Genomic DNA, 24,949 nt, shown 5'->3' on the forward strand with positions numbered 1-24,949 from the left:
CCGAGGGGACTTGGTGATCGACTACGGGGCACTGCCTCCGGAGGTCAATTCCACGCGCATGTATGCGGGAGCCGGCTCCGGTCCGATGTTGGCAGCAGCGGGGGCCTGGGACGTCTTGGCCCAAGAATTGAGCGTGACCGCGGCCGCGGTGGACATGGCCATTGCGGATCTGACCAGCGGTCCCTGGCGTGGACCGTCGGCGGCCGCCATGGCTGCGGCGGCACTGCCTTTCACCAACTGGTTCAAGATGACGGCAGCGAAAGCCGAAGAGGCGGCCATGCAGGCCAAGGCCGCGGCGGCCGCCTTCGAAGCCGCGTTCGCGATGACCGTGCCGCCACAGATGGTGTTCGCCAACCGGGCTCAACTGATGGCGTTGGTCGCCACCAACTTCTTCGGCCAGAACGCCGCGGCCATCGCAGCTACCGAAGCCCACTACGCGGCGATGTGGGCCCAGGACACCGCCGCGATGTATACCTATGCGGGCGGTTCCGCGGCGGCTTCGCAACTGACGCAGTTCACCTCGCCGCCGCAGACCACCAATCCCGGTGCGCAAGCGGGGCAGGCCACCGCGACTACCGAGGCCATCAGCAACTCGGCGGCGGCGCAGGCAACCTCCCAGGCAACGTCGCAGGGGCTGACATCCTTGCAGTCGCTCACTCAGGCGGGCGCGGCCACCGCGACGCCCACGGTTCCGGGTGCGGGCACCGCACCCCCCGCAGCCGCGTCGCCGTGGACCGCATTCCTGCAACAGCTGGTGACTCCGTTGACCACAGTCACCCGCTACAGCAACTCGGCCATGGGCCCGTTCCGGCTCATCGACATGGTCGGCCAGGGTCTCAACGGTCACGAGGTATCGGGTCAGGCGGTGGCGGACGCCAGAGCGTTCTTCACCGAACTGACCAAGGTGGCCGACGTCGCGAAGGCGGGAACCGCAGCCTCCTACACCCCGGGATTCGGCGCCGCGTCGCCGTCGGTCGCCGTGGGCCGGGGCGTCCAGGTCGGATTGTTATCGGTGCCGCAGAGCTGGCCGATGGCTCCTACTTCAGCCAATCAGGCTGCCGCGACACTGGTTTCCAGCCGGATGGCAGCTGCGGAGTCCGGCGCGATGCCGCGTGGCGGTATGGCCGGCATGGCCGGTATGGCCGGTCTGCCCGGGGCCAGTGCCGCCGCCAACGGCGGGCCGACCGGTTTCCGGTTCGTTCCCCGATACGGCTACCGCCACCGGGTGATGAACCGGCCGCCCAGCGCCGGGTAAGCCCCGGGCCGGCCTCGGCGCAGATCAGAGCAGCGCACCGAGCACAGCAAGCGGCAGGATGCCCATGTCGAGCGCCAGTGTGGTGCCCAGAGCGTCCAGGAGGTTGCTGTCGGCCAGTATCGAGGTGAAGACGTCGTAGTTGACCTGCGGGAGGTTGAACAACAACGCACTGCCCACATCCAGCAGCGGAATGCCGGTATGGGGTGGGAAGGTGCCGAAAATATCGTCCAGCGTGGGGAAGTACGAGAAGAAGTCCGCCGTCTGGGTGTCAGAGATGGCGTTGATGAATCCCTCCATCTCGGCCATGAAGGCTGGCGGCGCGGTGGTCGGGTGCAAGATCTCGTCGAAGAAGTCGGCGACGCCTTGCTGCCAGGCGTTGCTCAGCGCCTGCGGAAGTTCTTGCATCAGAGCCGCCAGGGTGGCTGAGTCCGGCAGGAAAGCCAACCGGGTCGCCACATCGGCGGGTCCTTGACTCCAGCCGTGCTCGATATCGCCGTAGCCGAGATTCACCAGGATGCGCGTCACCGGCTCGAGCAGATCGTAGAGCGCCTGCCCACCGCTTCCGAAGAACAGCAGCGGATACAGCAGCGGCAATCCCTCGGCCGGAATCATGTAGTAGTCGGTCAGCGAATCCGGCGATGCATTCGGAAGCAGGATCGCGTTATCGATCTGATCGGCGGTCAGGCCCAGATAGGTGGTGTGCTGGAACGCAATTCCCAGGATCGCATTGAGAACCGACAAGAAGTTGATCGGATACTGCGGGAAGTCGGCGAAGCCATCGTATTCCCGGTTGTAGACCTCGGTGGGGTACAGATCAGACGGTCCTGCCCCGCTGAACGTCAGCCCCAGACTCGGCAGGCTCACCGGCCCGAGTTCGGGCAGATTGAAGCGCGAGAGCATGCCACCGTTCGGCGCACTGACGTCGCCGATCATCACGAAACGCACGTAGTCACTGGGCACGCCTGCTTCCGCAAGCTGGTACTGAGCCATCGACTCGATGACGGCGCCCTGCGACCAGCCGAAAACGACAGCGGGGTTCTCCGCGCTGAGGTCTCCGTTCTGGTACTGAGCCATGATCGCCTCGTAGAGGATCTGCTGGCCCTGCGCTACCGATTCATCCAGCGTTCCGCCGAACGGACCCAAGAACGGGTAGAGCTGTTGGGGCATGGTGAGCACCTGCGTGGTGCCGGTGAAGCCGAGCGGCTCCAGATACATCGACGTAGCGGCGGCCACGTACGACGGCCCGGGCGTGGCCAACCCACTGCCGCCGATGATGAACGCCGTGCCGCCGCCCAGTGGCGGAGTCGCGATTTCATTGGCGGACAGCTGCAATCCCGAAATCTGCAGGGCGGTTGACGGCGCGGCCGCCGCCGTGGGCGCGATCAAGCCCGCACCCACCACGGCAATGGCAACAGCGCACAAGGGGCCGCGTACGTGACTCACTGGGTTCTCCTTCGGGTAGCCCGATCGGGCGTGTGCAGTGGTAGACGATAAACCGGCGCGGAAATGGTCCGCTGCATGGCCTGCGCTCCTTTGCCGTGCGACGAGGCGGACTGCGCCCATGCGAAAGCCGTCGGGCAGCCTTGAATTGCTCGGAAACTAACATAGATAGCGAACGCACAATAGTGCGCGCTAATTTTTCTAGTGATGCAAAGTCGAGCTGTTCGGTCCCGAGATGATCAGGCCGGCTTGGCCGGCTTTGCCGTCTCGACGGACGGGTTGATGCCCGCCGGAAGATCACCGAATCGGCTGGCTACCACCGGAACCCAGATCTGGGCTCCGCGCTGGCCGCACTCGTTGCTTTCCACCGTGGCGACCATCGCGCCGTGCAGGACGCCCGGGATGGTCGGCTCCAGTGTGAGCACCTGGGTGGTGGTCTGATTGTCCTGTCGCCCGTCTACAGCTACACATGGGGTCTGCAATGTCTGCGGCTGTGACTGCCAGGTGTCGCCGGTGAATTCAAGGGCTAATTCATTGCCACCCGACGGCGTCTTCACCGTCTTTCGGTGATCCTTCGCGTCCAGCATCATCGCCGACGCCGTGCATGCCGAGTCGTCACAGGAGGATTTGACGGCCCACCAGGTGCTCACGTTGGGTGGCTCGGGGTTGGGGACGCCGTTGTACTTCTCCCCGGCCCGGTTGGCGTCGACGCGGTAGGTCCCCTCAAATGCCGGTGCCTTGGGAGGTGGCGCCACGGCCGCCGCAGGTGCGCCACCGGCGGCGGTCGCCGCCGTGTCGGCCGGCTCCTCAGCCAGCAGTCGCGGGGCGATGGCGGCTACCGATCCCACCACGGCCAGCCCCAAGGGCACCAGGACAGCGGGCCGGGCCAGTTTCGAAAACCGGCTCGGCGGAGGTGCCGGTAGCGCCCGCGGAACGCCCCGCACGACCGTCTTGGCGGAGTCGGACTCGTCATCGGCATCCGGATCGCCAAGTTGTTCGGCCAGGGCTGCAACGAAGTCCGAGCAGTCCCGGAATCGCTCGGCGGGGTCTTTGGCCAGCGCAGCGGCAAGCACGTCGTCGAACTGTTGTAGCTCTGGACGCCGATCGCTGAGCAGCGGCGGCGGGGTGTTCAGGTGATGACTGATCACCGTCACCGGGTTCTCGTGCTGATAGGGCGGTACTCCGGTCAGCATCTGAAAGGTGGTAGCAGCCAACGCGTACTGGTCGGCACATTCCAGACCTTCGGCACCCATCAGTTGTTCGGGGGCGGCGTAGGCGATGGTGCCGATGGCAAGATTGCTGGCGGTCAGTCCGGTGGGTCCGCTCAGTTGCCGGGCGATACCGAAGTCGGCCAGAACGGCGGTCAGAACTTCGTCGCCGTCCTCGGTCACCAAGATGTTGCTGGGTTTGACGTCGCGGTGCACCACCCCCTGCCCGTGGGCGTAGTCCAGGGCATCGGCGATGCTCGCGACGATCGGAATGACGATCTGAGCAGGCATGCCAGCCGGGAACTTGCGGGTGATGAGCTCGCCGAGCGTCTCACCCTCGATGTATTCCATCGAGAGCCACAACCGGCCGCGGTATTCGCCGCGGTCATGCACGCGCACGATGTTCGGGTGCACCAGCACCGCGGCGGCTTCGGCCTCACGCCGGAACCGCTCCTCGTACTCATCGTCGGCACTCAAGGACCGGCGCAGAACCTTCAGCGCTTCGCGTCGGGGCAGCCGGGGGTGCTGCGCAAGGTAAACCTTGCCCATCCCGCCGGCACCCAACAGTTTCAAGATGGTGTACTCAGCAAAAATCGAGCCCGCCGCCAGAGCCATGCCGCAGACACTAATGATGCTGGGTAAACAGTTGGGTGATACCAGGCAGCGAACCGGCAAAGAACCCGATCGAGGCTCGCTGAACCGCCGGTCTCATGCGCCGGCCCCAGCTTCGCCTCTCCTCCGTCGAGGCTCGCTGAACCGCCGGTACCAGCTCTGGAGGCGGACGCTGGCAGGATGAAACCGTGACGACTTGGCCGGCACCGACGCCCACCGCCCCTATCGACGCGACGGTGACCGTGCCCGGCTCGAAGTCGCAGACCAATCGTGCGCTGGTGCTGGCCGCCCTGGCCGCAGCAAGCGGTGGCGGTGTCTCCACCCTCTCCGGCGCCCTGCGCAGCCGCGACACCGACCTGATGCTCGATGCTCTGCGCGGCCTGGGCCTGCGGGTTGAGGCGGTAGCTCACCATGTGACAGTCAGCGGCAAGATCGACCCTGAACCGAATATCCGCCTGAACTGTGGCCTCGCCGGCACCGTGCTGCGGTTCGTGCCGCCGCTGGCCGCGCTGGGCACCGTCACCGTCACGTTCGACGGGGACGAACAGGCCCGGGCCCGGCCGATCGCGCCGCTGCTGGATGCGATGCGCAGCCTGGGTATCGCGGTCGAGGGCGACGGACTGCCGTTCGGGATCCACGGCACCGGCTCCGTCGCGGGCGGCACCGTGGGGATCGACGCCTCCGCGTCATCGCAGTTCGTCTCCGGCCTGCTGCTGGTGTCCGCCGCGTTCGACGAGGGGCTGACCGTGGTGCACACCGGGGCCACCCTGCCGTCCGCCCCGCATATCGCGATGACGGTCGCGATGCTGCGCCAGGCCGGTATCGAAGTTGACGACGCCGTCCCGAACCGCTGGCGGGTCACACCGGCGACGGCGACGCCCCGCAACTGGGAGATCGAACCCGACCTGTCCAACGCCACCCCGTTTCTGGCGGCCGCGGTGGTCACCGGTGGCCGCGTCCGTATCGCCGACTGGCCGGCCGTCGGCGTGCAGCCCAGCGGCGCCATCATCGAGATCTTCGGTGCGACCGGAGCCCGGGTGAGCCACGCTGATGCGCACCTGCAGGTGGAGGGCCCGAGCAGCTACGGTGGCTTCGACGTGGATCTGCGCGCCGTCGGCGAGCTCACCCCGACGGTGGCGGCACTGGCTGCCCTGGCCGCCCCGGGCTCGGTGTCACGGCTGAGCGGCATCGCGCACCTGCGCGGGCACGAGACCGACCGGCTGGCCGCGCTGACGACCGAAATCAACCGCCTGGGCGGCGACAGTGTCGAGACACCCGACGGCCTGCTGATCACCGCGACCCCGTTACACGGCGGAATCTGGCATTCCTACGCCGACCATCGGATGGCCACCGCCGGTGCGATCATCGGGCTTCGGGTCCCCGGTGTCGAGGTCGAGGACATCGAGACCACCGCCAAAACGCTGCCCGCATTCCCCCGGATGTGGGCGGACATGCTCGCCGACGCGGGGGCCGGCGCTTGAAACCGGAGGACTACGACGAATCCGACGTCAAAGTCCGCTCCGGCCGCGGCTCGCGGCCTCGCACCAAAATCCGTCCCGGGCACGCCGACGCCCGGTCGGCCATGGTGGTCAGCGTCGATCGCGGCCGCTGGGGTTGTGTCCTAGACGGCCCCGACGGCCCGGCCGATCTTCAGGTCACCGCGATGCGCGCCCGCGAATTGGGTCGAACCCCGATCGTGGTCGGCGACCGCGTCGACGTGGTCGGCGACCTGTCCGGCCGGCCCGACACCCTGGCCCGCATCGTGCGGCGCAGACCACGACGAACGGTGTTGCGGCGCACCGCCGATGACACGGACCCCACCGAGCGGGTGGTGGTCGCCAACGCCGACCAGCTGCTGATCGTGGTGGCGCTGGCCGATCCCCCGCCACGGACGGGACTGGTCGATCGGGCGCTGATCGCCGCCTATGCCGGGGGGCTGGCGCCGATTCTGTGCCTGACCAAAACTGACCTGGCGGATCCGGCGCCCTTCGCCGGCCAGTTCGCCGACCTGGACCTCACAGTGGTCACCGCGGGCCGCGACGACCCGCTCGACGCGGTCGCCCCCCTGCTGCAATCCCAAGTGACGGTGCTCTTGGGACACTCCGGCGTCGGCAAATCAACGTTGGTGAATCGCCTTGTCCCCGAAGCTGATCGGGCTGTCGGAAGGGTCACTGACATCGGCCGGGGTCGGCACACCTCCACCCAATCGGTGGCGCTGCGGCTGTCCGGCTCGGGTTGGGTGATCGATACCCCGGGGATCCGCTCGTTCGGCCTGGCCCACATCGCACCCGACGACGTGCTGCTGGCATTCTCCGACCTCGCTGAGACCATCGACGACTGTCCTCGCGGCTGTGGCCACCTGGGACCACCGGCCGATCCCGAATGCGCGCTGGACGATCTGACCGGCGTAGCGCAGCGCCGTGTCGAAGCGGCGCGCCGACTGCTGACGGTGTTGCGCGAGGGCTGACGGTCGCGGGGAACGCACCCATTGACCGCCCTCACATGGTGAACCGCGGGCCCAAAGTGAACGGCAGGCGTCATCGAATCAAACGCCTTCGGCCAGCCGATGAACATTGGTTCCGTACTGGTGAACAAAGGGTGTAGGCGCTTTTGTGGCCCGCGCCTCGCTCCCTAACCTGGCAATGTCCTGGAAGGTTCCTGCCAAGTCCCTGTACGTGATTGCAGGCGAAAAGGAGATAGACGTGTCGACCGTTGTTACACAGCCGGAGGTACTGGCCGCGAGCGCCCGAGAGCTGCAGGCCATCACCGCGGACATGCAAGCCGGAAACGCAGCTGCGGCTGCCCCCACCACCCAGATCACCCCCGCGGGCGCCGACCCGGTGTCGCTTCTGACAGCCACCACTTTCGCCGCGCATGCCGAGCTCTACCAGCAGGTCAGCGCCCAAGCCACGGCCATGCGGCAGATGCTGGAAATGGTGTTGAACATCAGCGCTCGTTCTTACGACGCCACCGAGGCCGCAAACGCGGCTGCGGTCTCCTAGAGCTAGGTCGACGCTATGGACTTCGGCACACTGCCGCCTGAGATCAACTCCGCACTGATGTACTCCGGCGCCGGCTCGGCGCCACTGTGGGCCGCTGCCCGCGCTTGGGAGACCCTCGGCGCCGAGATCTACACCACGGCCGCCAGTTACACGACTGTGCTGGCCGACCTGAGCGCGGACTGGCACGGGCCGGCTGCGGCCGCGATGGCGAAGGCGTTCGAACCGCACCTGGAGTGGCTCAACCGGGCCGCCGCGCAGGCTGAGCAGGTGGCAGCCCAAACGGGTGCTGCGGCCGCCGCTCACGATGCGGCTTTTGCCTCGACGGTTCCGCCGGCGGTGGTCGAGGCCAACCGCGAGACACTGATGTCATTGATGGCGACGAATGTCCTGGGGCAGAACACGCCGGCGATCGCGGCTACCGAAGCCGCCTACGGCGAGATGTGGGTGCAGGACGCCACCACCATGTATGGCTATGCCGGACAATCGGCAGCCGCATCGCAGTTGACGCCGTTCACGGCGCCGGCCCCCACCGTCAACCCGGCTGGGGTGGCAGCCCAGGAGGCCGCCGTTGCCCTTGCCGTCGGGACTGCAACCGCGACCGACGCCGAGACGCTGGCGTCCATGATCTCGACGTTGCCCGGTCAGCTCGGTAGCCTCGCCGGCCCAGCCGCATCCAACTTGATCGAAGATCTGCTCAATCCAATCACGTGGGACGGATCGACCATCACGTTCAACGGCATGCTCGGCGATCTGATGCGAGGCCTGACCGGATCGCCCACGCTGAGTGCGTCCAGCCCATTCGACATGTTCATCCGGATGGTGTCGCCCATGCGACTTTTCACCACCGCGTTCAAGGACATGGACGGCCTGTCGCATTCGCTGGTCCCCGCGACCAAAGCTGTCGAAAAGGTCGCCGAAGGCGCCGCCAAGGCAGCTGAAGGTGCCGCCAAGAGCGTCGGTGCCGGAGTCGCCGGAACCATCGGGCATGCCTCGCTGGTGGGCCCGCTGTCGGTGCCGCCGACCTGGGCCGCCGCGCTCCCCGCGGCCGCCGTCCACTCTGCCCCGGTCCAACTGGCCAGCTACGCCGGCTCCGCCGGGGTCGCGGCCGGCGAGGCCGGCCACAGTGCCCTAGGCGGGGTGCCGATGGCGGGTGCCGGTGGCGCCGGCGGCCGCGGCGGGTTCGGCGCCTTTGGCACCCCCCGCTACGGGTTCCGGCCGATGATGGTCGGGCGGCCGCCGTCTGGCGGCTGACCGGGCAAGATCCCGCTCCATTCGCGTATGCCGCGCCCTGATTTGCTCGGGCGCGGCATACGCGAAGCCGGATCGAGCCAAACCCGGGACGAGCAGGCGACCGTCCCGCTAGCTGCGTTGGGTGAGGCGCCGCCTACCCCGACGCAGCAACGCGACGATGCAGCAACGCGACAGCGGCTCAGGCAGCCAGATCGACCTTCTTGTCACGACGCCAGCCCCGCACCGCCGAGATGGCAGTCTTGAGCCCGCGACGACGACCGGTCACCGGGTCGACGGGAGTGAATTCCGAACCCAGCTCGGCGAACATCCTCTCGCTGCGGGTCTCCGGTGCGTCATCGGCGGTGTCGCGCAGGAAGCGGTCCGGCAACGACAGTTTGGCGATGGTGCGCCAAGTCTTGGCGTACTGCACCAGAAACGGCCCGGAGGTATAGGGCAGGTCGTACTTCTCACACACCGCACGCACCCGCACCGCGATCTCGGGGTAGCGGTTGCTCGGCAGATCGGGGAACAGGTGGTGCTCGATCTGATGCGACAGGCTGCCGCTCATAAACCGCATCGGCTGCCCGGCGTCGATGTTGGCGCTGCCCAGTAGCTGCCGCAGATACCACTGCCCCTGCGACTCGCCGACCATGTCGGTCTTGGTGAATTTCTCTGCGCCGTCAGGGAAGTGGCCGCAGAAGATGATCGCATTGGCCCACAGGTTGCGGATCACATTGGCGATCGCATTGGCCTTCACCGTCGAGAGGAACGTTGCGCCGGGCGACAGCGAGGTCAGGGCCGGAAACGCCACGTAGTCCTTGAACACCTGCCGGCCGGCTTTGTCGCCGAACTCGCGCAGCCGGACCAGGGTCGCCTGGCGGCTGTCGCGGCCTTTGAAGATCTTGCCGATCTCCAAGTGCTGCAACGCGACTCCCCACTCGAACCCGATCGCCAACATGGCGTTGTAGAACAGGTTGAGCAGGTTGAAGCGCTGCCAGCGAGTGTCGCGAGTGACCCGAATTACGCCGTAACCCACATCGTCGTCCATGCCGAGGATGTTGGTGTACTTGTGGTGGGCGAAATTGTGGGTGAAGCGCCAGTGCTTGGAGACACCGGCCATATCCCACTCCCAGCCGGTGGAGTGGATCTCCGGATCGTTCATCCAGTCCCACTGCCCATGCATGACGTTGTGGCCGATCTCCATGTTCTCGACGATCTTGGCCACGCCCAGGGTGGCGGTTCCGGCCCAGCGCGCCCAGTGCCGGTTACCGGCGGCCAGCAGCACCCGGCCGGTCACCTCGAGCGCGCGCTGGGCGGCGATGGTGCGGTGGATGTACCGGGCGTCGCGCGCACCGCGGCTGGCCTCGACGTCGCGGCGGATGGCGTCCAGTTCTGCGGCGAGGTTCGCCACGTCGGCGTCGCTGAGGTGCGCGAACACCTCGACGTCGGTTACCGCCATCAGACCGCCTTTCAGAAACGCATCATCGTCTATACCTACGCTATCGTAACCTACGCTGCCGTAGGTTACCAGCGGGTAATCGTCAGACGTCTAGTTCGCAATCGCCGGCTGCCGTGCTGACGCAGGTCTGCACTCGAGTGCCCGGCTCATGATCTGCACCCGTGCGCAGGTCGCGAACGTGTCCGCCCACCAGCGAGACCACACACGACTGGCAGATGCCCATCCGGCATCCGAACGGCATCGATACCCCGGCGCTCTCACCGGCCTCGAGCAGCGTTGTCGCCGCGTCCGCCGTCACACTCTTGCCACTGGCCGCGAAGGTGACGGTGCCACCGCCCCCAGCCGGCGCGTTGCGCGCCACCGCGAACCGCTCGACGTGCAGTTGGTCGGCGACTCCGGCTGCAGCCCAGACACGTTCGGCGTCGCCGAGCATCGCTGTCGGCCCGCATGCCCAGGTCTGACGTTCGCGCCAGTCGGGCACCTCAGCGTCGAGGGTTTCCGGTCCGCGCAGTTCCAGCCGCCCCTGGTCTCGGGTAGTGCGCAACAGCAGCCGGTAACCCGGGTGATCCTGCGCCAAAGCGGCCAGCTCATCGGCGAACAGCGCGTCGGCCGCGGTGGGCGCCGAATGCAGGTGGACGACATCGGCGATGGGTCCGCGGCGGGCCAGCGACCGCAACATCGCCATGACCGGCGTGATCCCGGACCCGGCGGTGACGAATAGCACCGCGGCCGGCGCGGGGTCGGGCAACACGAACTCCCCCTGCGGCGCAGCCAGCCGCACCACGGTTCCCGGGGCCACACCGTCCACCAGGTGGCTGGACAGAAACCCCTCCGGCATCGCCTTGACCGTGATGGATATGGTCCGCGCTCCGGTCACCGGCGGGGAGGTCAGCGAGTACGAACGCCAGCGCCAGCGTCCGTCGACCAGCAGGCCGATGCCGATGTACTGGCCGGCCCGATAGTCGAACTGAAAACCCCAGCCGGGCTTGATGGTCAGTGTCGCCGAATCCGCTGTCTCCCGTCGGACCTCCACCACCCGCCCGCGCAGTTCACGGGCCGACCACAACGGGTTGGCCAAGCGCAGGTAGTCGTCCGGCAGCAGCGGAGTGGTGATCTGTGTTGCGATGCGGCGCACAGCATTCCAGACCGGGTGACGGTCGGCACCGGCGGCGGTCGGCCGCTTGGTGTCGCCGATCTGCGCGACGATCGTCGAATGCTTCTTGCTCACGAAACTTCCCTGCTCGTATGCCGCGGTTTGATGAACCTACGGTACCGTAACCTCGTCCGGTCGGCATCAGAGCAGGTCGAGCAGGAACGGCAGTTCCTGGGTGGCGTACCAGGCCAGGTCGTGGTCCTGGGCATCGCCGACGGTCAGCTCGGCGTCCTCGTCGCCGAGGTCGGCGTCGTCGATCACCGCCAATGCCGCGAGTACGGCAGGTTCAGCCGCGGCGGTGTCCACATAAGCCGCAAGCACGTCACTCATCGCGACCGGCCCCGCCAACCGGACCACGGCGGCGTCCAGATCGGGGCGAACGGCGGCACCCTCGACCTCGGCAACCAGCACCGCCCGGCGGGTGGGTAACTTCGCACCGTCCGGATCGGCGTCCGCACCGGCCAGTAGCCGCAGCGAGGCCAGAGCCGCCTCTCCGATTGCCACCTCGGCCAGCTCGTCGTCGTCGCCGTGGGCGTAGGACTCCCGCAGTGCCGGGGTCACCGCGAACGCCGTCCCGCTGACCGGACGCAATGAGCCGTCGGCGACCAGTTGGGCCAGCATGGCCAGCGTCGCTGGGATGTATACCCGCATGAGCCAGACCTTAGCCTCAGGCACCGCCGCGATCGCGAGCGCGGCGAAGCCGGCGCTGGGGGCACTCCCCTACCTGCGGTGTGCGCCCACCCGCTCGCGGTGGACGGGTCACGCGTCGCCCAGCAGCGTGGCGGCGTAATCGTCCACGTAGCGGTAGAGACTACGGTCGGGCCGCTCGTAAGAACCGGTGACGATGGGCTTCTTCGGCAGGCTGACCCGCTGGCGCTCCACCTCGCGATAGGGAATGGTCTGCAGCAGGTGCGCCATCATGTTCAGCCGCGCGTGGGTCTTCAGCTCCGACTCGACCAGGTACCAGGGGCTGGCCGCCGTGTCGGTGTGGGCCATCATCTCGTCGCGGGCCCGGGAGTAGTCCTCCCAGCGGCGCAGTGCCTCAAGATCCATCGGCGACAGCTTCCACTGCCGCAGCGGGTCGTTGCGCCGCTTGCGGAACCGGCGCAGCTGCTCGGTCTGCGAGACGGAGAACCAATACTTGCGCAACAGGATTCCGTCATCGATCAACAGTTGCTCGAAGACCGGGGCCTGCTTGAGGAACTGCGCATGCTCTTCGGGCGTACAGAATCCCATCACCTTCTCCACCCCGGCCCGGTTGTACCAGGATCGGTCGAAGAGCGTGATCTCACCACGCGCCGGCAGGTGCGCGACGTAGCGCTGGAAGTACCACTCCCCCCGCTCCCGCTCGGTGGGGGCCGGTAGCGCCGCGATCCGCACGGTGCGCGGACTCAGATACTCCGTGATGCGCTTGATGACACCGCCCTTGCCTGCGGCGTCACGGCCCTCGAAGAGAACCACCACGCGGGTGCCGGTATCGCGGACCCATTCCTGGAGTTTGACGAATTCGCTTTGCAGACGCAGTAATTCCTTCTCGTACACGTCGTTGGCGAGCCGTCGCGTAGCGGCTTCGAACTCGTCCTCGCTCACTGTGCTGCCTCCAGCAGTTCGGCCAGCGCTTCGTCCAGCAGTGCTGAGACCATTCCTACGTCACTCATCGCCTTGCGGTCGGCATTGACGCCGAAATACAGGGTCCCGTTGTAAGACGTCACTCCGATGGTCAACGCCTTGTTCGGCAACAGCGGCGGCACACTGTAAGTCTCGAGCAGCTTCGCGCCGCAGACGTAGAGCTGCCGCTGAGCACCCGGCGCGTTGGTGATCAGCAGGTTGAACACCCGCCCGGAGAATCCGGCGAACGCGGCCGCGACCCGGAGACCCATCGCGTGCAGAGTTGGTGGGGCGAAGCCCGCCACGGTCAAGATGGTGCGGGCATCAACCAGCCCGGTCGCGGTGGGATGCGATTCGGTGGCATAAGCGATCTGCGAAAGCCGGACGACCGGATTCGGTTCGCCGACCGGAAGATCCACCAGGAACGGTGTCACGGCACCGATCGGCTGACCCGCGGAGTCGAACTCGTGGTCGGGATACACCGACAACGGTGCCAGCGCCCGTACAGTGCGCGTCGATCCGACCGGTTCGCCGCGGGCCAACAGCCAGTTCCGCAGCGCCCCGGTGATCACCGCGAGCACCACATCGTTGATGGCGCAGTCATAGCGGGCCCGCACCGTCCGGTAATCCTCGAGCGAACCCCTCGCCACCGTGAACAGACGGTTCTGCGAGACCTGGGTGTTGAGCGGGCTTTGCGGGGCCGCGCCGCGCGCGATGGCCCGGACGGTATCGAACGCCTTGCGGCCTGCCCACGACAACGGGCTGCCGACCGTCGATCCCACCGCCTGTAGTTGGGCCCGCGGAGCCGCCACCCAGTCCCCGACCGCACCGAGCACCAATTCGACGGCGCCGGGCTCGTCGCGCGGCACCCAGATGTCTTCGTCGAAAGGCGGCGGACGCTGAGTCCGGTCGACCAGGACATGCCCCAACGCCGGCGCCGCCATACCGTGGACCAGCGCTTGGTGCGACTTGATGTAAATCGCGATCCGGTTGTCGGCCAGCCCCTCGATCAGGTAAGTCGCCCACAGTGGTCGGGAGCGATCCAGCGGTTGTTGACTCAGCCGAGCGACCAGCTCGTGCAGCTGGCGCTCGCTTCCCGGAGACGGCACCGCGAGATGCCTTACGTGGTAGGTGATGTCGAACTCGTGGTCGTCCACCCAGACCGGACGGGCCAGGCTCATAGTGACTTCGCGGATCTTCTGCCGGTACCGCGGGATCTGCGGCAGCCGCTGCTCGATGGTCTCCATCAGCTTGTCGTAGCCCAGGCCACCTCGCGGATTACGCAGAATGAACAGCGACTGCACATACATCGGCGTCGTGGTGTTCTCCAGGCGGTAGAAATTGGCTTCCGACGCCGATAGCCGGTTCACCATCGTTGCCCGTCCTCCCTGCTGGCTCGATCCGGCCGGGTACTGCACCAGCCCCGGATCGGAGAAAAACACTGCCGCTCACGGTAGCCCGCCGCCGGGCCGCGCCGCACGCGGATACGCCGCAGCCGCAATTGTGCGATGATCGCCGCACACACCCTGCCACTCTCCAGCAGGCCCGCCGACCGGACCTACCTTGGAGAGCTGCCGTGCCCACCGATCCCACTGCGTCCCCGCGCTCGGCCGTCGCGCCGTTGCTCGACTACGAACCGCCTGCCCGTCCGACCATGCCGAACCGGTCCGCACATCCGCCCGCGCCGGCGCCGTCGGTCCGGCCGCGCCCGGGGCATCCCCCGCGGACGCGACCCGATCGACCCGCGCACAAGGCGTTACCGGCGACGTTGCGCTCGGCCGCGGTGTTCGCCGACGCCGCGCTGCGCCGGGTCCTGGAAGTGGTGGACGGACGCCGGCCGTCGACGCATCTGCATCCGCTGCTCGCCACCGGACTGGCCGACTCGGTGGCGTCGGCCCGCCCGGCGCCACCGGCGGGCCGGCTCGAGCCGGCAACCCTGCAGCGAGTGCGTGTGCAACCGGCAGGTTCAGGCGAACCGGCCAGCGCGGTAGAGGTTTTCGGTACCTACCGGCGCGGACGACGCACGCATGCACTGGCCTGCCGCGTCGAGCCCATTCCGCGGACCGGAAACGGCACAGTTTGGCGGATCGTCGCCCTGCACATCGGCTAGCGCCGATCCCCACTGCGGGGGACGGGTCGGCGCCATCGGCTGTGGCTCAGCGCCTCAGCTCTTGCGTGGCACCTTCGGCAGCCGAGAGCCGCGGCTTTCGCGGCGGGCCGCTTCGCGCCGTTCCCGGCGAGACGTCGCGCCTGCGGGTTGCAGGTCGCCGGCGCGCCGCACCTGCGCGGAGCCGTCCTCGTCGGGACCCGTATAGGTCAGCCCGTCCGCACCGTCGGCTCCGTCAGCGCCGTTGGCGCCGTCGATTCCCTTGGCGCGCAACCCGAACTCCGCCAACCCCTCGGGGGCATCCACCGGCGCGACTGCCTGCTTCGGGACGGCCTCGACGGCGACGTTGAACAGGAAGCCGACCGACTCCTCCTTGAGCCCGTCGAGCATGCCGCGGAACATGTCGAAGCCTTCCCGCTGGTACTCGACCAGTGGGTCGCGCTGCGCCATCGCCCGCAGTCCGATGCCCTCCTTGAGGTAGTCCATCTCGTAAAGGTGCTCGCGCCACTTGCGGTCCAAAACGCTAAGCAGCACACCGCGTTCCAGCTCCCGCATGGCGCCGGCGCCGGCGGTCTCGTCGACCTGGGCCTCCCGCACCGCATAGGAGTTCTCGGCGTCGGCGAGCAGCGCCGCGAGCAACTCTTCGCGGGTCAGATCGTCCGCCTCGCCGATGTCGTCGGCGTGCAGCAGTTCGTGATAGTCGATCCCCACCGGGTACAGCGTCTTGAGCGCCGTCCACAGCTGCTCCAGGTCCCAGTCCTCGGCGTAGCCCTCGGCGGTGGCACCGTCGACGTAGGCGGTGATCACGTCGACGAGCATGTCGTGGGCCTGCTCAGCGAGGTTCTCGCCGTCGAGGATGCGGCGGCGTTCGGCGTAGATCACCTTGCGCTGCTGGTTCATCACCTCGTCGTACTTCAGCACGTTCTTACGGATCTCGAAGTTCTGCTGCTCGACCTGGGTCTGGGCGCTCTTGATCGCCCGGGTGACCATCTTGGCCTCGATCGGCACGTCGTCGGGCAGGTTCAGCCGGGTCAGCAGCGACTCCAGTGCCGCGCCGTTGAACCGTCGCATCAGCTCGTCGCCCAGCGACAGGTAGAACCGCGACTCACCCGGGTCACCCTGTCGGCCGGACCGGCCGCGCAGCTGGTTGTCGATACGCCGCGACTCGTGACGCTCGGTGCCCAGCACGTACAGGCCGCCGGCCTCGATCACTTCCTCGGCCTCGGCGGCTGCCTCCTCCTTGATCGCGTTGAGCGCCTCGTCCCAGGCGGCTTCGTACTCATCCGGGGTCTCGACCGGGTCCAGGCCCTGACTGCGCAGCCGCTGGTCGGCGAGGAAGTCGACGTTGCCGCCGAGCACGATGTCGGTGCCGCGCCCGGCCATGTTGGTGGCCACCGTGATGGCGCCGCGCCGGCCCGCCTCGGCGATGATGTGCGCCTCACGCTCATGCTGCTTGGCGTTGAGCACGTTGTGCGGGACACGGCGCTTGGTCAGCTGCTTGGACAGATACTCCGAGCGCTCCACGCTGGTGGTGCCGATCAGCACCGGCTGGCCTTTTTCGTAGCGCTCGGCGACGTCGTCGACGACCGCGAGGAACTTGGCCTCCTCGGTCTTGTAGATGAGGTCGATCTGGTCGATGCGCGCCATCGGCTTGTTGGTCGGGATCGGAACCACGCCCAGCTTGTAGATCTCGTGCAGCTCGGCAGCTTCGGTCTCGGCGGTGCCGGTCATGCCGGCGAGCTTGTCGTAGAGCCGGAAGTAGTTCTGCAGGGTGATGGTGGCCAGGGTCTGGTTCTCGGCCTTGATCTCCACCCGTTCCTTGGCCTCGATGGCCTGGTGCATGCCCTCGTTGTAACGCCGACCCACCAGCACGCGGCCGGTGAACTCATCAACGATGAAGACCTCGCCGTTGCGGACGATGTAGTCCTTGTCGCGGTTGAACAGCTCCTTGGCCTTCAGCGCGTTGTTGAGGTAGCTGACCAGCGGCGAGTTGGCGGCCTCGTAGAGGTTCTCGATGCCGAGCTGGTCCTCGACGAACTCCACCCCGACCTCGTGCACACCGATGGTGCGCTTGCGCAGGTCCACCTCATAGTGGACGTCCTTCTCCATCAGCGGCACGATCCGGGCGAACTCGGAGTACCAGTTGGAGCTGCCGTCAGCGGGACCGGAGATGATCAACGGGGTGCGGGCCTCGTCGATCAGGATGGAGTCGACCTCGTCGACGATGGCGAAGTTGTGCGGCCGCTGCACCAGCTGTTCGAGCGAGTGCGCCATATTGTCGCGCAGGTAGTCGAAGCCGAACTCGTTGTTGGTGCCGTAGGTGACATCAGCGTTGTAGGCAACGCGCCGCTCGTCCGGGGTCATCTGCGACAAGATCACCCCGACCTCCAGGCCGAGGAAGCGGTGCACTCGGCCCATCCACTCGCTGTCGCGCTTGGCCAGGTAGTCATTGACCGTGACGACGTGCACGCCCTTGCCGGAGATCGCGTTGAGGTACGCCGGAAGCACACAGGTCAGGGTCTTGCCCTCACCGGTCTTCATCTCGGCGACGTTGCCGTAGTGCAGTGCCGCGCCACCCATCAGCTGCACGTGAAACGGGCGCTGGGTCAGCACCCGCCACGCCGCCTCACGGGCCACCGCGAATGCCTCCGGCAGCAGGTCGTCGAGGGATTCGCCGTCGGCGTGCCGCTGACGGAATTCGTCGGTCTTGGCCCGCAGCTCCGCGTCGGTGAGCGCTTCGACGTCCCCGGAGAGGGTGTCGATGTAGTCCGCGACCTTCCGGAGCCGTTTGACCATGCGGCCTTCACCAAAACGCAGCAACTTGGACAGCACGGCTATGTCCCCTACTCAGTCTTCGGCATTACGAGCGTCACCCATGGTAGGTGACACCGTTACCGAAGGCGGCAATGCGCCGCCCACGCAGCTCGGAACGGCAGTGCTCAGACCAAACGAATCAAGCCGTAGTCGTAGGCGTGCCGTCGGTAGACCACCGACGCCTGGTCGGTCTCCTTGTCCTGGAACAGGAAGAAATCGTGGCCGACGAGCTCCATCTCGTAGAGCGCGTCATCGACCGACATGGGCGTCGCGGCGTGTTCTTTGGTGCGCACGATCTGGCCGGGCTCATGCTCGTGGCCGCTACTGTGCCCGACCTCCTCACGGTGGTCGGGTTCGGCGGTGCCGTCCCGGTTGAATGCGCTGGCGAGGAACTCCGGGTCCAAATTGGTGGCACCGGTGGCCTCCGCTACCGACAGCGGGGTCTTGTCGCCGTACGAGACATTGCGACGGCCCTTGTCGCGGCGCAACCGGCTCTCCAGTCGATCGATCGCAGCCTCGAATGCGGCATAGAAACTGTCGGCGCGGGCCTCCCCGCGGACCACCGGGCCGCGTCCGTGCGCGGTGATGTCGATCTGCTGGCAGGATTTTCGCTGGCGTCGATTATTGGCGTGCTTGAGCTCGACATCGAACAGGCGAATCGAGCGGTCCAACCGCTCCACGCGGGCCAGCTTCTGCGCGACGTAAACCCGGAAATGGTCTGGAATCTCAACATTACGACCCTTGACCACGATCTCGGCGCCCGACTGATCCGGCCGCTCCTCCACGTCGACTGACGCCGGGCTGGTTTCCACAAATTGATTTGCCATGCTCGACACTCTCCTGTCGTCTCGACCACGTTCCTTCAAGGTCCCCCGTCCCTTGATGACGACCGTAGCCATGCCGCCGGAGAGATGCCACCGGTTTGGCGCACCCGTTTGACACCCGTCTTATACCGAAGCGATCACGAGCGCGCCAGAAACCCGCACCCGGGCCTGATGTAGCACCCGAACCGACTCGGCCAGGGTCGCTCCGGTGGTCACGACGTCGTCGACAATCAGGACATCGCCCGCGGCGGAGGAACTCGCCAGCCCACCCCGGCGCAGCAGTACCCGCCCGGCGACGTTGCGTTCCCGGGCTGCGCTGCCCAGACCGACCGAGTCGCGGGTCAGCGCCCGCATCCGCAATGCCGGCACCACCGTCACACCCGCATGGCGCGCGGCAACCGTAGCGGCGATGCGCGTGATCGGGTCGCCCCCGCGCCGTCTGGCAGCGCTGCGGCGGGTGGGTGCCGGGATGATCGTCAGCGGTAGGTCCACCATCTGCCAGCACAGCAGCCGCTGCAGCGCCGCCCCCAACGCCCAAGCCAGCGGAGCGATGAGGTCGCTGCGGCCGCGTTCTTTGACCGCGACGATCGCCTGCCGGCGGGCGCCGGCGTATCGGCCCAGGGCGAAAACCGGAACCTGCGGATCCAGCCGCGGGGCGATCACCCGGGGTTCTTCGGGCCCGACCGCCAGCTGCGCGGCGCAGGCGGCGCACCATCGGGTCCCGGGTGTACCGCAGCCGCCGCACTGCAGAGGAAGCACCGCGTCAAGCACAGACCGATGGTGCCCCCGGGGTGCGACAAGTCGACCAAGCCGCGGTCAGTCCCCGGCCAGGTCCGCCGACAGGTCGGCCACCGCGAGCCCCTCGGGCACCTGGACCTCGGTGATCGGCTCCGCGCGGTCGTCGAACTCCAGCCGCAGCGCACGGCAGATGGTGGCGTGCATGTCATACATACAGGTGATGTAGGTCAGCTCCATGATCTCGCGGTCCGACAGGTTCGCCTGCAGCACCGCGAAGATCTCGTCGGCCACCCGCCCGCCGTCGTAGACCAGGGCATCGGTGTAAGCCAGCACCGCGCGCTCGAGCCCGGAGAAGGCGTCGCTGACCTGCCAGGACGGTAACGCGGCGATCTTCTCCTCGGACATACCCAGCGAACGCATCTGTTTGCAGTGCTGGGAGAAGACGAACTGACTGCCGCGGGCGTAGCCGGCGCGGGCCTGACCGAGCTCGCGCAGCAGCGGGTCCAGCGAGGCGTTGCGATAGAGAGCGAATCCACGTACGGCGTGGGAGAACACCTTGGGCGCCTGGGCGAAGACCGTCCACCAGTCCCCCGGTGTCCCGTGGATGGTGCGGTGGCCGCCGGAAGCTGTCGCCGAAGCGTCAGGGCCTACGGGTTCTATGCCCGCGCCGAACAACCGATCGTAGAAGAACAAGATCTGCTCGTCGGTCACTTCGGCGCGCGGGATCTCGCGGAGGCGGGGCATGGTGTGTCCTTTCCGGCCCGCACATCGGACCGCTACTACGGTATGTCGTACCTTGGCGTCAAGGGGCATTTGGTCAACAGAGAAACTAACGCCAGACCCCAAATTAGTGAGGGCACTAACAGTTTCGCGAATTTTCATCCTCGATACTGTTAGCGTGCCGTCCATGAGCACCGATGCGACACAGGTGGGCGCGCCCACCACCGGATCCGGCCGTGCCGAAGCGCTGGTCGGCAAGGGTTGGGCGCAGGGCGTGGCCCTGGTCATGATCTTCGGATTCCTGGTGATGGGCATCCTGGCCTATCGCACGTACACGGCGTCAATGCCGATGCCGGACAAGGTCGTTGCCGAATCCGGTCAGCAGCTGTTCACCGGCGCCGACATCACCCGTGGCCAACAACTCTATCAGGCCCGCGGCCTCATGCAGTACGGCTCGGTGTTGGGCCACGGCGCCTACCTGGGCCCCGACTACACCGCCGAATATCTGCGGCTGGCCACCGAAGACGTCGCCGATCAGTTTAAGGCGCAGGGCGTGGCGAACCCGCACGACGCCGTGGTCGCCGAGTTCCGAACCAACCGCTATAACGCGGACACCAAAACGCTGGTATTCACCGACAAACAGGTCCAGGCCTTCAACACCATCGAGCAGCACTACGCCGACTACTTCGGCGAAGCCTCCACCAAGTACGGCCTGCTGCCGCACATGATCACCGAGCCCGGCGAGATCCGCGATCTGACCGCGTTCTTCGCCTGGACCGCGTGGGCGGCGGCCGCGGATCGGCCCGGCCACAACTACAGCTACACCAACAACTGGCCCTCGGAGCCGCGCGTCGACAACGGGCCCACCGGATCGGTGGTGGTGTGGTCGGTGCTGTCGCTGATCATGCTGTTGGGCGGCATCGGCGTCATGTTCACCGTCTACGGTCGCTGGAGCCAGAACATCGGCTGGCACGGCACGGAGATGACCAAACTGCACTTCCGCCAGCCCGGCGAGGTGCCGCTGACCCGCTCGCAGCGCGCCGCGATCTGGATCTTCGCCGTGGTCGCGGTGCTGTTCTTGGCCCAAGTCCTGCTCGGCGGCGCCGTCGAGCACTATCGGGCGGATCTGTCGGAGTTCTACGGGATCGACCTCGCCAAGGTCCTGCCCTACAACCTGGCCCGAACCTGGCACCTGCAGCTGTCACTGTTCTGGACCGCGGCGGCGTTCCTGGCCGGTGGAATCTTCTTGGTGCCCTTCATCACCCGCCGCGAGCCCGGCAAGCAGTCGGTCCTGGTATACGGATTGCTCGGCGCGCTGGCAGTGGTGGTCTTCGGTTCGCTGGCCTTTGAGGCGCTGTCGATCTTCGGGGTTATCAAGCCCGGCACCCTGTTCTCCCAGCAGTGGGAGTTCCTGGACCTGCCCCGACTGTTCCAGCTGCTGCTGATCGTCGGCCTGTTCTTGTGGATCGTCATCATCTGGCGCGGCATGCGCGCGAAGCTGGCCACCACCTCGAAGATGAACCTGCCCTGGATGTTCTTCTTCACCGGCCTGGCCATCCCGACGTTCTACGCGGCCAGCCTGCTGGCCGGCAGTGAGACGCACTTCTCGGTCGCCGACTTCTGGCGGTTCTGGATGGTGCACCTGTGGGTGGAGGACTTCCTGGAGCTGTTCACCACCGCGATGGTGGCCTACATCTTCGTTCAGCTCGGGGTGGTGCGCGAGCGCGTTGCGCTGCTGGTCATCTTCCTCGACATCATCCTGTATTCGGCCGGCGGCGTGATCGGCACCATGCACCACCTGTACTTCTCCGGCACACCGGTGGAGCACATGGCACTGGGCGCGTTCTTCTCGGCCGCCGAGGTCATCCCCCTGACTTTCCTGACCGTGGAGGCCTGGGCCTTCCTGCAGCTGGGTGCCCGCCAGGAAGCCGGTGAGCAGAACAACTTCCCGGCCCGCTGGGCGGTGATGTTCCTGGTCGCCGTCGGGTTCTGGAACTTCCTGGGCGCAGGCATCTTCGGGTTCCTGATCAACCTGCCGGTGGTGTCCTACTACGAGATCGGGACGGCACTGACCGCCAACCACGCGCATGCCGCGATGTTCGGCGTCTACGGCATGCTGGCGGTCGGCCTGGCGATGTTCGCCTTCCGTTACGTGATCCCGGCGGACCAGTGGCCGAACAAGCTGGCCCGGATCTCGTTCTGGGGCATGAACATCGGCCTGGCATGGATGGTGTTCGTCACCCTGTTGCCGCTGGGCGTGCTGCAGTTGTTCCACTCGGTCAACGCGGGTTACTTCGAGGCGCGCTCGCTGGGTTACATCACCCAGCCCGGCAACGCGCTGCTGGAATGGCTGCGCCTGCCCGGCGACGCGATCCTGATCGGCGCCGGTGTGGTGCCGTTCGTCTGGATCGCCTGGATCGCGCTGCGTAACTTCCGCTCCGGCGAGACGGTCGACGAGTTGCCGGAGAACCCGCTCTACGTCGAGGTTCCGGCAGAGTCCGCCGCCGCGGGCAAGGACTGATCATGTCCGGGCCGGCGACATGGGTGTGGTTGGTTGCCGGCTACGCGCTGCTGTTGCTGACTTTCGCCTGGGGTTTCGACCGGATGGCCCAGCGGACCTCCGAACGCGCGGCGCAGTGGCGCACGGGCAAGTTCGTCTACCACGACGATCATGACGCGTGGAAGTGCCCGCAGGACCAGTGGCTCTGGCCCACCTCGTTCGATCCGGACAACCGGGTGATGCGGTACCGGGCGACGCCGTCGGTCTGCAACTCCTGTCCGGTCAAGGACACCTGCACCACGTCGCACCACGGCCGGGAGATCAGCCGGGCGGTCGATCCGTGGCCGCACTCGGAAACCGGCCGCTTTCACCGGGGCATCGCTTGTTCGGTAGCGGGTTTCGGGATCATCCTGCCGGCTGCGACGTTGTTCGTGAATCACTCGGCCGCCGACGTGTTGGTGCTGACCGCGGCGATCGCCGTGGTGGCGGCCGGCGGCTATCCCCTGCTGCGTCACCTGTGGAGCACCCCGAGTAACGCCCCCGATGATCGGCCGCACCCATCCGTCGCCGAAGATCAGGCATTGAACGTCGAGGCCGCGATCGACCGGTACTCCACCCGGTGGGGCGGCTTTTCCGACAACGCGTCGAGCAGAAGGCAGCAACTCAAATGAGTGAGGGACTGATCACCGTGCTGGCGCTGGCCGTCGTGGCGCTCGCAGTGCTGGCATATTTCGCGCTGAATGTGGTGCGCGAGTACGAACGCGGCGTGGTGTTCCGGATGGGCCATGCCCGCCCGCTCTACCAACCAGGCCTGAAGTTCCTGTTCCCCTTGGTGGACAAAATGATTCGGGTTGATCAGCGGGTGGTCACCCTGACCATTCCGCCGCAGGAGGTGATCACTCGCGACAACGTTCCGGCCCGGGTCAACGCGGTGGTGATGTTCCAGGTCACCGATCCGCTCAAGGCGATCATGGAGGTCGAGAACTACGCCGTGGCCACCTCGCAGATCGCCCAGACTACGCTGCGTTCCCTGTTGGGCCGGGCCGATCTGGACACGCTGCTGGCGCACCGCGACGATCTCAACGCCGACCTGCGCACGATCATCGACAAGCAGACCGAGCCGTGGGGCGTGCAGGTGCGGGTGGTCGAGATCAAGGACGTGGAGATCCCCGAGTCGATGCAACGGGCGATGGCCCGCGAAGCCGAGGCCGAGCGCGAGCGCCGGGCGAAGGTGATCAACGCCCGCGGCGAGCTACAGGCCTCCGAGGAACTCAGCCAGGCCGCCGAACGGCTTTCGCAGAACCCGGCCTCGCTGCAACTGCGGTACCTGCAAACCCTTTTGGAACTCGGGGCCGACCAGAACTCCACTGTGGTGTTCCCGCTGCCGGTGGACATCATCACCCCGTTCCTGGGCGGTGCGGCCGAAGCACTGCGTGCCGTCAAGCGGGACTAACGGCGCTACCGCGCGACCATCCCGCCGTCGGCATGGATGGTTTGGCCGGTGATGTAGCTGCCTGCGTCGGAGACGAGAAGCAGTACCGGCCCGACCATTTCGTCGGGCTCGGCAATGCGCTGCTGCAGCGTGGCAGCCCGCAATGCTGCGATGAACTCCGGCGGATTGTTACGCACCATGTCGGTGTTGACCGGTCCGGGTGCGATCGCGTTGACCCGGATGCGCGAGGACGCCAGCTCGGCCGCCATGGACCGGGTGAAGGACACGAGTGCGGCCTTGGCCGCCGAGTACATCGACGTCGCCGGCGAATAGACGAAGGCGCCGGCCGACACCACGTTGACGATGGCGGCGTGCTCGCTCTTGCGAAGATGCGGCAGCGCCGCCTGAACCAGGAAGACCGGCCCCTGCAGATTGACCGCGAACGACTTGTTCAGTGCCTCCGAGGTGATCTCGCCCAACGGCAGCGCCAGCGCATTGGCAGCGTTGTTGATGACGATGTCCACCCCGCCGAACCGGTCGACTGTGGCGCCCACCAGCGCCTCGATCGCCTCGCCGTCCCCGAGGTGGGTCGGCACCCCGATCGCTTGCGCGCCGGCCTGGCGCAGTTGCTCCGCGGCCTGATCGCAGGCCTCGCTCTTGCGGCTGGCCACCACCACGTTGGCGCCGGCAGCGGCCAGCCCGTGCGCAACCGACAGCCCGATGCCGCGCGTTCCGCCTGTCACGATGGCGGTGCGTCCGGTCAGGTCGAACAATGCAGTGAGGGCAGACCTGTCCACTGGGATCTCCTACGTCAGGGCCAAGACGCAAGAAGCGTAGATCACCCCCG

21 protein-coding genes are annotated in these 24,949 nt (G+C 66.9%); 9 read left to right on the forward strand and 12 right to left on the reverse strand.

The features are described 5' to 3' along the window. Positions 1-13 precede the first annotated feature (13 nt). The gene (locus EJK91_RS22960; RefSeq protein WP_125079332.1) at positions 14-1,255 is read left to right on the forward strand and encodes a PPE family protein; all 1,242 of its coding nucleotides are present in this window, start codon (positions 14-16) and stop codon (positions 1,253-1,255) included. A gap of 24 nt (positions 1,256-1,279) precedes the next feature. Here EJK91_RS22960 and EJK91_RS15110 read toward each other — a convergent pair whose 3' ends face one another. Both EJK91_RS15110 and EJK91_RS15115 read right to left on the reverse strand, forming a co-directional pair. After that, complete coding sequence (locus tag EJK91_RS15110) at positions 1,280-2,698, reverse strand: PE-PPE domain-containing protein (RefSeq protein WP_206430427.1); 1,419 nt, start codon at positions 2,696-2,698, stop codon at positions 1,280-1,282. A gap of 236 nt (positions 2,699-2,934) precedes the next feature. Then, the gene (locus tag EJK91_RS15115) at positions 2,935-4,518 is read right to left on the reverse strand and encodes a serine/threonine-protein kinase (RefSeq protein ID WP_125079334.1); all 1,584 of its coding nucleotides are present in this window, start codon (positions 4,516-4,518) and stop codon (positions 2,935-2,937) included. Positions 4,519-4,703: 185 nt separating this feature from the next. Here EJK91_RS15115 and aroA point away from each other — a divergent pair, with 185 nt between their 5' ends. The 4 genes from aroA (at position 4,704) to EJK91_RS15135 (ending at position 8,768) form a co-directional block, all read left to right on the forward strand. Further along, positions 4,704-5,996 (forward strand): 3-phosphoshikimate 1-carboxyvinyltransferase, encoded by a 1,293-nt coding sequence (gene aroA / locus EJK91_RS15120; protein WP_125079335.1) that lies wholly within the window; start codon positions 4,704-4,706, stop codon positions 5,994-5,996. Further along, positions 5,993-6,982 carry a ribosome small subunit-dependent GTPase A gene (rsgA, locus tag EJK91_RS15125; RefSeq protein ID WP_125079336.1) on the forward strand — a complete coding sequence of 330 codons (990 nt, stop codon included), beginning with the start codon at positions 5,993-5,995 and terminating at the stop codon, positions 6,980-6,982. Before aroA ends, rsgA begins: the two co-directional genes overlap by 4 nt. Positions 6,983-7,217: 235 nt before the next feature. Next, positions 7,218-7,517, forward strand: a complete 300-nt coding sequence (locus EJK91_RS15130; RefSeq protein WP_024443629.1) for a PE family protein — start codon at positions 7,218-7,220, stop codon at positions 7,515-7,517. 15 nt (positions 7,518-7,532) lie between these two features. Beyond that, the gene (locus tag EJK91_RS15135) at positions 7,533-8,768 is read left to right on the forward strand and encodes a PPE family protein (RefSeq protein WP_024443628.1); all 1,236 of its coding nucleotides are present in this window, start codon (positions 7,533-7,535) and stop codon (positions 8,766-8,768) included. A gap of 178 nt (positions 8,769-8,946) precedes the next feature. Here EJK91_RS15135 and EJK91_RS15140 read toward each other — a convergent pair whose 3' ends face one another. The 5 genes from EJK91_RS15140 to EJK91_RS15160 form a co-directional block, all read right to left on the reverse strand. Further along, a complete protein-coding gene (locus EJK91_RS15140) occupies positions 8,947-10,206 on the reverse strand; it encodes a fatty acid desaturase family protein (RefSeq protein ID WP_125079337.1) in 1,260 nt (419 codons plus the stop codon). An 82-nt stretch (positions 10,207-10,288) separates the two neighbouring features. Continuing rightward, the gene (locus EJK91_RS15145) at positions 10,289-11,434 is read right to left on the reverse strand and encodes a ferredoxin reductase (RefSeq protein ID WP_125079338.1); all 1,146 of its coding nucleotides are present in this window, start codon (positions 11,432-11,434) and stop codon (positions 10,289-10,291) included. A 66-nt stretch (positions 11,435-11,500) separates the two neighbouring features. Beyond that, positions 11,501-12,010, reverse strand: a complete 510-nt coding sequence (locus EJK91_RS15150) for a DUF6912 family protein (protein WP_024443625.1) — start codon at positions 12,008-12,010, stop codon at positions 11,501-11,503. A gap of 108 nt (positions 12,011-12,118) precedes the next feature. Continuing rightward, positions 12,119-12,949: a polyphosphate kinase 2 gene (gene ppk2, locus EJK91_RS15155; protein ID WP_024443624.1), complete on the reverse strand. Its 831-nt coding sequence runs from the start codon at positions 12,947-12,949 to the stop codon at positions 12,119-12,121. Then, positions 12,946-14,340, reverse strand: a complete 1,395-nt coding sequence (locus EJK91_RS15160) for a WS/DGAT/MGAT family O-acyltransferase (RefSeq protein ID WP_024443623.1) — start codon at positions 14,338-14,340, stop codon at positions 12,946-12,948. Before EJK91_RS15160 ends, ppk2 begins: the two co-directional genes overlap by 4 nt. Positions 14,341-14,543: 203 nt before the next feature. Here EJK91_RS15160 and EJK91_RS15165 point away from each other — a divergent pair, with 203 nt between their 5' ends. Continuing rightward, positions 14,544-15,077, forward strand: a complete 534-nt coding sequence (locus EJK91_RS15165) for an Rv3235 family protein (protein ID WP_125079339.1) — start codon at positions 14,544-14,546, stop codon at positions 15,075-15,077. A gap of 54 nt (positions 15,078-15,131) precedes the next feature. On the opposite strand, the gene secA is transcribed toward EJK91_RS15165, so the two are convergent. The 4 genes from secA to EJK91_RS15185 form a co-directional block, all read right to left on the reverse strand. Further along, a complete protein-coding gene (gene secA, locus EJK91_RS15170; RefSeq protein WP_024443621.1) occupies positions 15,132-17,906 on the reverse strand; it encodes a preprotein translocase subunit SecA in 2,775 nt (924 codons plus the stop codon). Positions 17,907-18,013: 107 nt separating this feature from the next. Further along, a complete protein-coding gene (hpf, locus tag EJK91_RS15175) occupies positions 18,014-18,715 on the reverse strand; it encodes a ribosome hibernation-promoting factor, HPF/YfiA family (protein WP_036458583.1) in 702 nt (233 codons plus the stop codon). A gap of 120 nt (positions 18,716-18,835) precedes the next feature. Next, positions 18,836-19,483: a ComF family protein gene (locus tag EJK91_RS15180; RefSeq protein WP_125079340.1), complete on the reverse strand. Its 648-nt coding sequence runs from the start codon at positions 19,481-19,483 to the stop codon at positions 18,836-18,838. Between the two features lie 45 nt (positions 19,484-19,528). Further along, entirely contained in the window at positions 19,529-20,194 is a 666-nt protein-coding gene (locus EJK91_RS15185) for a carboxymuconolactone decarboxylase family protein (RefSeq protein WP_024443618.1), read from the reverse strand. Between the two features lie 163 nt (positions 20,195-20,357). On the opposite strand from EJK91_RS15185, the gene EJK91_RS15190 reads away from it, so the two are divergent. Genes EJK91_RS15190 through EJK91_RS15200 form a run of 3 tightly spaced genes read left to right on the forward strand, consistent with a single transcriptional unit; the run spans position 20,358 to position 24,123 of the window. Further along, complete coding sequence (locus tag EJK91_RS15190; RefSeq protein ID WP_046300069.1) at positions 20,358-22,691, forward strand: nitric-oxide reductase large subunit; 2,334 nt, start codon at positions 20,358-20,360, stop codon at positions 22,689-22,691. Positions 22,692-22,693: 2 nt separating this feature from the next. Next, on the forward strand, positions 22,694-23,341 hold the full coding sequence (locus tag EJK91_RS15195) for a hypothetical protein (protein WP_046300070.1): 648 nt from the start codon (positions 22,694-22,696) through the stop codon (positions 23,339-23,341). Then, positions 23,338-24,123, forward strand: a complete 786-nt coding sequence (locus EJK91_RS15200; protein ID WP_024443615.1) for a slipin family protein — start codon at positions 23,338-23,340, stop codon at positions 24,121-24,123. Before EJK91_RS15195 ends, EJK91_RS15200 begins: the two co-directional genes overlap by 4 nt. A 5-nt stretch (positions 24,124-24,128) precedes the next feature. Here EJK91_RS15200 and EJK91_RS15205 read toward each other — a convergent pair whose 3' ends face one another. Beyond that, positions 24,129-24,899, reverse strand: a complete 771-nt coding sequence (locus EJK91_RS15205) for an SDR family NAD(P)-dependent oxidoreductase (protein ID WP_046300071.1) — start codon at positions 24,897-24,899, stop codon at positions 24,129-24,131. Positions 24,900-24,949 lie beyond the last annotated feature (50 nt).

Origin of the sequence: Mycobacterium sp. P7213 (genome assembly GCF_900604305.1) — a bacterium.
Lineage (GTDB): Bacteria > Actinomycetota > Actinomycetes > Mycobacteriales > Mycobacteriaceae > Mycobacterium.